This window comes from Rhodococcus sp. IEGM 1302, assembly GCF_030056935.1.
GTDB lineage: Bacteria > Actinomycetota > Actinomycetes > Mycobacteriales > Mycobacteriaceae > Rhodococcus_F > Rhodococcus_F qingshengii.
In genome coordinates, this window is the sequence record NZ_JASHKY010000021.1 from 40,220 (window position 1) to 48,299 (window position 8,080).

The 8,080-nt window shown below is 62.4% G+C and carries 7 protein-coding genes; 3 read left to right on the forward strand and 4 right to left on the reverse strand.

Going from position 1 to position 8,080, the window contains the following annotated elements:
- Positions 1 to 88 precede the first annotated feature (88 nt).
- Together QM609_RS22720 and QM609_RS22725 are read left to right on the forward strand one after the other, a co-directional pair.
- Complete coding sequence (locus QM609_RS22720; protein WP_019748159.1) at positions 89 to 880, forward strand: ABC transporter ATP-binding protein; 792 nt, start codon at positions 89 to 91, stop codon at positions 878 to 880.
- Positions 877 to 2,502: a hypothetical protein gene (locus tag QM609_RS22725; protein ID WP_050655806.1), complete on the forward strand. Its 1,626-nt coding sequence runs from the start codon at positions 877 to 879 to the stop codon at positions 2,500 to 2,502. The genes QM609_RS22720 and QM609_RS22725 overlap by 4 nt, the downstream gene beginning before the upstream one ends.
- Positions 2,503 to 2,589: 87 nt before the next feature.
- Here the strand turns inward: QM609_RS22725 and QM609_RS22730 are convergent, their stop codons facing one another.
- Complete coding sequence (locus QM609_RS22730) at positions 2,590 to 3,000, reverse strand: hypothetical protein (RefSeq protein ID WP_050655779.1); 411 nt, start codon at positions 2,998 to 3,000, stop codon at positions 2,590 to 2,592.
- A 522-nt stretch (positions 3,001 to 3,522) separates the two neighbouring features.
- Here QM609_RS22730 and QM609_RS22735 point away from each other — a divergent pair.
- Positions 3,523 to 4,968, forward strand: a complete 1,446-nt coding sequence (locus QM609_RS22735; protein WP_050655778.1) for an MFS transporter — start codon at positions 3,523 to 3,525, stop codon at positions 4,966 to 4,968.
- Here QM609_RS22735 and QM609_RS22740 read toward each other — a convergent pair.
- From QM609_RS22740 to QM609_RS22750, 3 genes are read right to left on the reverse strand one after another with little or no spacing between them, the layout of a single operon-like run.
- A complete protein-coding gene (locus tag QM609_RS22740; RefSeq protein ID WP_050655777.1) occupies positions 4,920 to 5,762 on the reverse strand; it encodes a siderophore-interacting protein in 843 nt (280 codons plus the stop codon). The genes QM609_RS22735 and QM609_RS22740 overlap by 49 nt on opposite strands.
- On the reverse strand, positions 5,759 to 7,039 hold the full coding sequence (gene entS / locus QM609_RS22745; RefSeq protein ID WP_256718088.1) for an enterobactin transporter EntS: 1,281 nt from the start codon (positions 7,037 to 7,039) through the stop codon (positions 5,759 to 5,761). The genes QM609_RS22740 and entS overlap by 4 nt, the downstream gene beginning before the upstream one ends.
- Positions 7,040 to 7,056: 17 nt before the next feature.
- Positions 7,057 to 8,070 (reverse strand): Fe2+-enterobactin ABC transporter substrate-binding protein, encoded by a 1,014-nt coding sequence (locus tag QM609_RS22750; RefSeq protein ID WP_003942170.1) that lies wholly within the window; start codon positions 8,068 to 8,070, stop codon positions 7,057 to 7,059.
- Positions 8,071 to 8,080 lie beyond the last annotated feature (10 nt).

Below are 8,080 nucleotides of genomic sequence, written 5' to 3' on the forward strand. Positions count from 1 at the left end.
CTCACCTAGGAATGACATTCGGTGCACGCAGCCTGCATCGCTCCGCTCCGTCTCCGCGCACATGGCTCCGGACAGTTACCCTCGATCGATGCACCCTCTCCCCGAGACAGGACAGCTACCTCCCGGACCGATGGCTTTGCAAGTGGAACACCTCTGCATGGCGTTCGGCGCGAAAGTTGCTGTGAACGACCTTTCCCTTGCGGTGCCCTCAGGTTCGTTGTTCGGTCTGGTTGGGCCGAATGGTGCGGGAAAAACGACCACACTGTCGATGGCTGTCGGATTGCTTCGCCCGCACTACGGTCGCAGCCTGGTGTACGGCTACGACGTGTGGAACGACCCTGTCGCAGCGAAGAGTCTGCTCGGCGTCCTACCCGACGGTCTGGCGCTACCCGCCCAGTTCACCGGCCATGAACTACTCACCTATTTCGGACGCCTGCGCGGTATGCCAGAGGACGTCATCGCGTCACGACGCGACGAACTGTTGGCCGCGCTCGATCTCGCCGATGCAGGTGGAACGGTCATCGCCGATTATTCAGCGGGCATGACGAAGAAAATCGGGTTGGCCTCGGCCTTGCTGCACGGCCCTCGCTTACTGGTACTGGATGAGCCGTTCGAAGCTGTCGACCCCATTTCTTCGGCCGGAATTCGGAGCATTCTGCTCTCGTTCGTCCACTCAGGTGGCTCGGTCATTCTTTCCAGTCACGTGATGGCCCTTGTCGAACAACTGTGTACTCACATCGGAGTCATCGCAGACGGTCGCGTCGTGGCTTCAGGAACGGTCGACGAGGTGCGCGCAGGCAACACTCTCGACGAGGCATTCGTTCGCCTTGTCGGTAGCCGCAGTCCCAATCCCGACGGACTGTCATGGATGCGCGCATGACCACCACCAGCTTTTCACCGACACGCTGGAACCCGTCGGTCTCTGTGTGGCGCACTGTTCTCCGCATGCGCATGACCCTCTACAAACGTCAGTTCACCGGTGGAAGAGCTGTAATCAAGGTCATTGCAGCGTTGTTCGGGGTTCTGGGGGCAGCGCTACTGTGCCTACGAGCTTCGGGAAAGAACGGTGTTTCTCCCGATCTCGTCAGCGGCACAACCAGTCTCGCACTTTCGGCTATCGCCGTGATGTGGATCTTGATGCCGATCATGTCTGGTCTGTCAGATGACAATCTTCACCCCAGACATTTCCAACTACTCCCCCTGGAACCCGTCCGACTCGCCAGAGCACTGTTCTCGACGTCGCTGGTCGGTATGACCGTGCCGATTACCGCGTTGGCTGCAGCAGCGATTCCAATTTATGCCGCTACACACCACCCTGCCGCACTGCCATTGGCCATTATCGCTTGGCCCGCAACGGTCCTGCTCATTGTCGGCACCTCACGGGTCGCGATGCTGGCGATGTCGCAGCTCCTGCGGAGTCGTCGCAGCCGCGAACTGGGACTGTTGGCATTCGGCACGTTCTTCGGCGGACTGTATCTGCTGCAATTTCCGCTGCAGAGTCGCCTCGGCACGGTCGTGGACGGCGACGTCACGTGGCCGCTCACGGTCGCGCATTCGATCCCGTTCGCGTGGGGAATCACCAGTGTCGACGCAGCAGCAGGAGGCGCCTGGCTCCTCGCCGCCGGAGCAGTCCTCGCCCTGGTGCTGGTCGATCTCGCACTGCTGTGGTCATGGCAACGCCTGGTCGTTCGCTACTTCAACGGGAAGGTCGCAGAATCAGCGGGCGCCACTTCCGTGCAATTGAAGAACCAGGGCCGCGACATTCGAACCGGTTGGCGCGCATCCCGACTGGGCACCGTCATCTCTCGCGAGCTTTCGCTCTGGCACGGAGACATGCGCCGACGAACACAACTGCTCTCCGTTGCCATCATGACCTTGGTCTCCGGCTTCGGACCGCTGATCTCGTCATCGATCCCCTTCTCCGCCGCATGGGGTGCCTGGTTCCTGATCTACCTGGCAATGGCAGCCGGATCGAATCTGTACGGATTCGACGGCGCATCGATCTGGCATCTGGTGATGATCCCCGAAGCCGCTGCCGCTGACGTCCGGGGCCGACAAATCGCGTGGGCAATCGTGATGACACCCTTCGTGGTCGTCGCAACAGCTGCTGTACGGATCTTCGGGGACCTCGGGACCGACCGACTGGCCGTGCCGCTCGCCGTCGGCATTTCGATGATGGGAGTCGGTGCAGGATTGGTAGTGGCGATATCCGCCAAAGCGCCCTACCCGGTTCCGGAGATGAAGAAGACGTTCTCCTTCAACACCCGCGGGTCCTTCAACGGCTCGTCCTTCGGACTGATCATCCTCGCCATCGTCATCTTCGCCGCGACAACGGCGCCCGGCGTTCTACTCGGGGCGCTGCTACCGAACCCGGTGAACTATTTCGCCATCCCTGTCGCTGTTGCGATTGGTGCACTTGGTGCTTGGATCGGGGGCCGCGTCGCGATCACCCGTATGCAACGCGAGCCGGATCGGATTCTGTTCGCGGTTACCACCACATGATCGTTGCCCAGATAGTCCGAGAATTTCTGGGCGTCAGCGCAGTAGCCGCAACTTGCACCAAAAAACTCAGTCTGGGCAATCGGATTATCAGGGATCCAGGTAGCGCAGCTCAACGGGTTCGGTCCTCGGATATCGCCGCCGGGCTTTCGTGACATAGCTTCCGCTCGAGCCGAACCATTGCCCTGGAAACATCGCACCACCAAGATGTTTGGCATGCCCCCGGAGCACCACGGTTCCGTACGTGTCGCCGAACGTCCCGGCCGATGCGGGAACTGCGCGCACCCCGCCCCTTCGCTGGAGCGTGGGTGGATCGAGCGCTGCCTCAGGTTCGCTCCGCAGCCCGCTCGGTGTGCAGAAATCCTGGTGATGGACCACTACACCGGAGCGATGGAATTCTGCCGGTGCCGACATCCGTTCCACGGGTCCTGATCGCGCCGGATCCTCGAGATCCGCTGTCGAGCCGAGTCCCTCGGCGCCCCGGCTCGACAGCGAAATCACACCTGAATCAGCTCAGCGAGCTCAGCAGCGGCTCGAGAAGCTTGTAGAGCTCGAAGATTCCGATGATCGTTGAAATAGAACCCATGATGATCCTCCATGATTCGTGAACTTTCCGTGACGTCGCGTCACAGGCAGAAAGCTAACAAACCCGGCATTCAAACGGGGACCTTGGATGTGTCCGGTAGATGAACTCCCTGCTCGGAGAAGCATTTTGGTGACCAGCGTCATGCTCATCGAGAAATGAGCCCCATCGTCACATCACCTGACACCAACCGACGGTGGCAGCAAAAGTCTGCCCGTTGCGATCTGGCGATACATGACACCATTTCCACCCCATCCGACTCTTGCTTTGTGCGCTGAATCCGATTACATTTCTCCACAATAACGGTACGCGTAACGAAATAAAGAGACGGTCTACTTCACAGCCCGATATATCCAGTGCCACAACCCTTCCGGGCTCTTGGAGGGGCGGCGTTTCGTCGCGTCCATAAGCTCCTCACTCCCCGATCGAAAGAGAGCACGATGACCACAGAGAGCGTCTCCGGCAATCAGCCGCGACCGGTAGCAACTATCGCAAGCCTGACCCTGCTGATCGCTGCCGTGGCCGCGCTCGAAAGCATCATCGTCCCCGCACTCCCCCTGATACAGAGAGACTTCGGAGTGACGGCCGACGTCGGAGCGCTCGCATCCGTCGCTCTGACGTTGAGCACTGTCCTCGTCACGCCGATGGCCGGGCGAATAGCCGACGTGTACGGCGCCCGCCCCACCTTGCTCGCGATCACGACAATCGTTGTCCTGGGCGGCAGCGTGTCCGCTCTCGCAACGATCTTCCCGCTGTTCGTCCTCGGCCAATTTCTCCAGGGATTCGGGCTCGGGTTGCTTCCCGTGAGCTTCGTGGTCCTACGACGCACTTTATCCTCGGACCGACTGAAGACGGCCACGGGTTTGCTCGGGGCTGTTGTAGTGGCCGGCGGCGCTCTGGGAGTCGTATTGTCCGGGCCCGTCGCGGAAAACGTCTCACGCACCGCGATGTATGCAGTTCCGACCGCGTTCGTTTTGCTCGGCGCAATTGCTTTTGCCGTGAGCACACCACGAGATCACATGTCGAACGTCGGCGGCCGACTCGATTGGCCGGGAGCGGGCGGATTGGCTCTGGGATTGTTGACGCTGACGGCGTGGCTGGCGAGCGCATCGAGCAACGGGTGGGGCGCACCGACGTCGATGCTGCTGCTTCTCGCTTCCGCTGCCGTGTTCGCGATCTGGGCCAGGTATCAGAGCCGGACAACCGAGCCGATGGTCGACCTGACGATGATGCGGCATCGTTCGATGTGGAGCGCCGTGGTCGTCGGCGTGGTTTTCGGGTTCACCTACGGCGCTGTTGTCTATCTACTTCCGCAACAACTCGCCGTGCCGGCAGAGAGCGGATTCGGCCGCGGTGCGTCGACCAGCGCCATCGGCTTCCTGCTGTGCGTCGGCTACGGCGCAGCGGTCATCGCGTCGGTGATCTCCGGAAAGCTCGCACAACGGGTCGGCACGAAAGCCATTGCGGTAGCGGGAGTTGCCTTCCTCGGCCTGAGCGGCGCCGTCGGCGTCTTTGCAACAACGATGTGGCAGATCGTTGTGGTGCTGATCCTTGCGGGTACCGGCGTTGCCGCCGCGTCGACGGCAGTGTTCGTCATCTCCGCCGACAGCGCACCGGCAGACCGCGTAGGTGTCACGACGGCAATAGTCACGATCGCCAGATCGCTGGGTTCTGCTGTGGGAACCCAAATTGCCGCCGGGATCATCGCGAGCGCGACTTCATCCGGCGGCCTTCCCCAGCACTCGGCATTCGCCACAGCTTTCGGAGTGGCGGCAATCGTTGCGATTGTCGGACTCGTTGTCGCGGTGACGATGCCGAAACCGGCATCAACCGATGTTCAGTGGTCGTCGTCCTCGTCGAAGTCTGCGACTCCGCGCTTCCAGTAGCCCGTGATCAGGTGGTCGCCCGAACTCAGGCCGAGTTCGTCGCGCACGAATCTGCGAATCGGCTTGAGACTGGTGGCCTCACCGGAGATCCAGGCGTAGACACGCTCACCTTCGGGCACGGTGACCGTCCGTACTGCCTGCTCGAGCAGATCCGAGTGACCGGCTGGGACGTCACCGCGGTGCAGCCATCGCACCTCGACGCCTTCCGGAACAGTGAGTTCGATTTCCTGTGAAGGGTCGGTGATCTCGACGAACACCCACCCGGCGGCAGCAGCGGGCATCATCTCGAGCCAACGAGCAATGGCAGGAAGGGCGGTGATGTCACCGGCCAGCAGATAGCGGTCGTACGTCCACGGAACCACGACGCCACCGGGCGGACCTGCCACGTGCACCCGAGTGCCGACGGTCGCCGCCTGAGCCCAATCAGAGGCGTACCCACCTTCGTGGAGCGCGAAGTCGAGGTCCAGCTCCCCCGCCTCGGCGTCGTATCGACGGACGGTGTACTCACGCGAGATCGGCAATGGACGAGGCCACTTCAGGCTGAATCCGTCGCGTTCGGGTAGACGTAAAGTTCCGTCTGCATCCGGGTAGACCAGGCGAACATGCTCGTCGGGAGCGTGCGATTCGAAGCCCGCCAACTCCGGTCCACCCAAGGTCAGACGCAACAGTCCGGTCCCGACCATTTCGCTGCGAACAACTTCGAGTTCGCGAATACCGATGGGGTACGGCACTTTTGCGCCGGTGGTCCCCGCCAGAACTTCGGCGATGGTCGCGAGGTGGTCTCCTCGGTTCATGAACTACCTTCCTTTTCCGGCGGAGCATTCCCCACCGGCACAGTGTTTTCGGAGAGATCGACTTCGTTGATCTCCGAAGTTACCCGGCGCACCGAACCCAATGCTGCCAGGAGAACCAGGCCCAGTGTCACACCGGCGAGCCCCAAGACCAGTAGCGCGGCGCCAGGCTCGAGCCACTGCCCGAGGAACCCGGCTGCCATCGAACCGATCGCCGTACCCGTGACGGCTTGCACCATCCACAGACTGGACACGCGTCCGCGCAATTCGTCCGGCGTGTTCTGTTGAAGGACTGCAAATCTCAGAATGTCGTTGAGTGCGCGGCCGAGGCCGAATCCGGCCAGGCCCAGGAACGCGACAATCGCTGCTCCCGACGCACCCAGTACCACCAGGCCGAGAGGCATCAGCGCAACAGAGATCAACATCGCGGCGCCGTTGCGGTGGACTCGTCCGGTCCAACCGCTGGTGAGGGAACCGACCACAGCGCCGACAGCGGGGGCGCCGTAGAGCAGACCGAGCATGGTGGGTCCGCCGCCGAGGACCTGGTCGACGAAGGCAGGCAGCAACACCATCGGCCCGCTGACGAACATGACCAACAGACCGCTGATCAGGATGCCGCGAATGACTGTGTGCGTGCCGGCGAATTTCACGCCGGTCACCAGCGCGCGCATCGGGCTTTCGTGATTCGTGCCCGGTGCAGGAGAAGGGCCGATGGCTTGGAACAACGTGACAGTTGCTGCGGTGGCCACCGCAGCAACAAAGTATGTCGCGGGAATGCCGCCGGAGGCGATGATCACGCCGGCGATTGCCGGCGAGATCATCGTCCCGATGTCGGTGGTCAGCGCTACCAAAGCGCCGGCCGCAGCCATCTTGTTGCGCGGCAACAACGTCGGCATCAAAGCCATCAAGGCCGAGCTGCTGACACCGCCGGCCAAGCCGTCGACAGCTGCCGCGACGTAGATGACCCACATCGACGGGTGTGGCAAGAGCGCATTGCACCCGAGAATGACAAAGCCGAGACCCGCAGCACTGCGGGCCAACTGGATGGTGCGTCGCCGATCGTAACGGTCAGCGAGCACGCCGCCGAACAGGCTGCCGAAGAACATGGCGATGGCCATCGCCGTGGACACTCCGGCAACCTGCAAGGTCGAGCCGGTGAGCTGGTACGTCTGCGCGGGGACGGCTACGACGAGCAGTCCGATCCCGAGCAGCGAGATCAATCGCCCGGAAAAGGCGTACCTGAAGGGACGGCTGGTCCGCAAGGGTGAAACATCGATCACCAGCCCACCGAATCGAGTCATGCGAAGGTCTGGCCGATCAGGTCGAGGGTAGCCATTGCGCCGTCGTAGTCAGGACGGTAGCTGCTGGCGGGGAGCTCGAACGTCGTGCCTGCCTTGAAGGACGGCAACTGCGAGTAAAGCGGATCGGTGGCAAGTTCGGCCATCGGGCGACCGGACACCGGAATCACAAAGGCGACAGGAGCATCGGCGACCTGCGAGAGCAGTTCCGGGCTGACCTCGAACGAGTCACCCGAGCCGAAGAGCTGCGGGTTGCCGGCCTTGGCCATGACGTCGTCGGCCTTGAAACCGAGCTCGGCGAGCATCGCGGGCAGCGCGGCCGTCGGCGGAACGAGGTACGGCTTGTTGCTCGAGACCGAGAGGAAGTAGACGACGTTGCCCTCGGGAACCTTGATCTTGCCCTTGACCTCTTTGACCTTGTCCTCGTATGCGCTCATCAGTGCCGGAACCTGGTCGGAACGGCCCGCCGCGTCGGCGACGATTTCGAGCTGCTTGTCCCACGCGGCGACCGTCTTGGGGACCAAGACGGTGGGTGCGATAGCAGTGAGCTGATCGTAGAGTTCCTCGGACTGAACCGAGGTGATTCCCTGGCCACCGCCGATGATCAGGTCGGGCTCAGCCGCCGCGACGGCTTCGATGTTGAGCTGCTCGCCGGCCGGCAATTCCTTGGTGCCCTGCGCCTTTGCGGCGTCCGCCCAAGCCGGCGGGAATCCACCGTCGAGGTTCGTGACACCGAGGACGCGGGTATCGGTGGCAACCACCGGTGCGTCCAGGGCGTACAGGTATCCGGCGAGACCGCCGCTCAGAACCACGATGCGCTCCGCCGACGCGGGCACGGTGACCGAGCCCTTCTCGGTCTCGATCACGCGGGTCGTGGGCTCTGCAGCCTTGGTCGGTTCGTCGTTCGAATCGCTACTGCAACCGATCATCGCCACGAGTGCGACGATCAGCAACCCTGCGATGGCGACGAATCGTCGCCAACTCCGTATCGCGAGGGGCGGTGTGGACTTCATCATTGAGCTC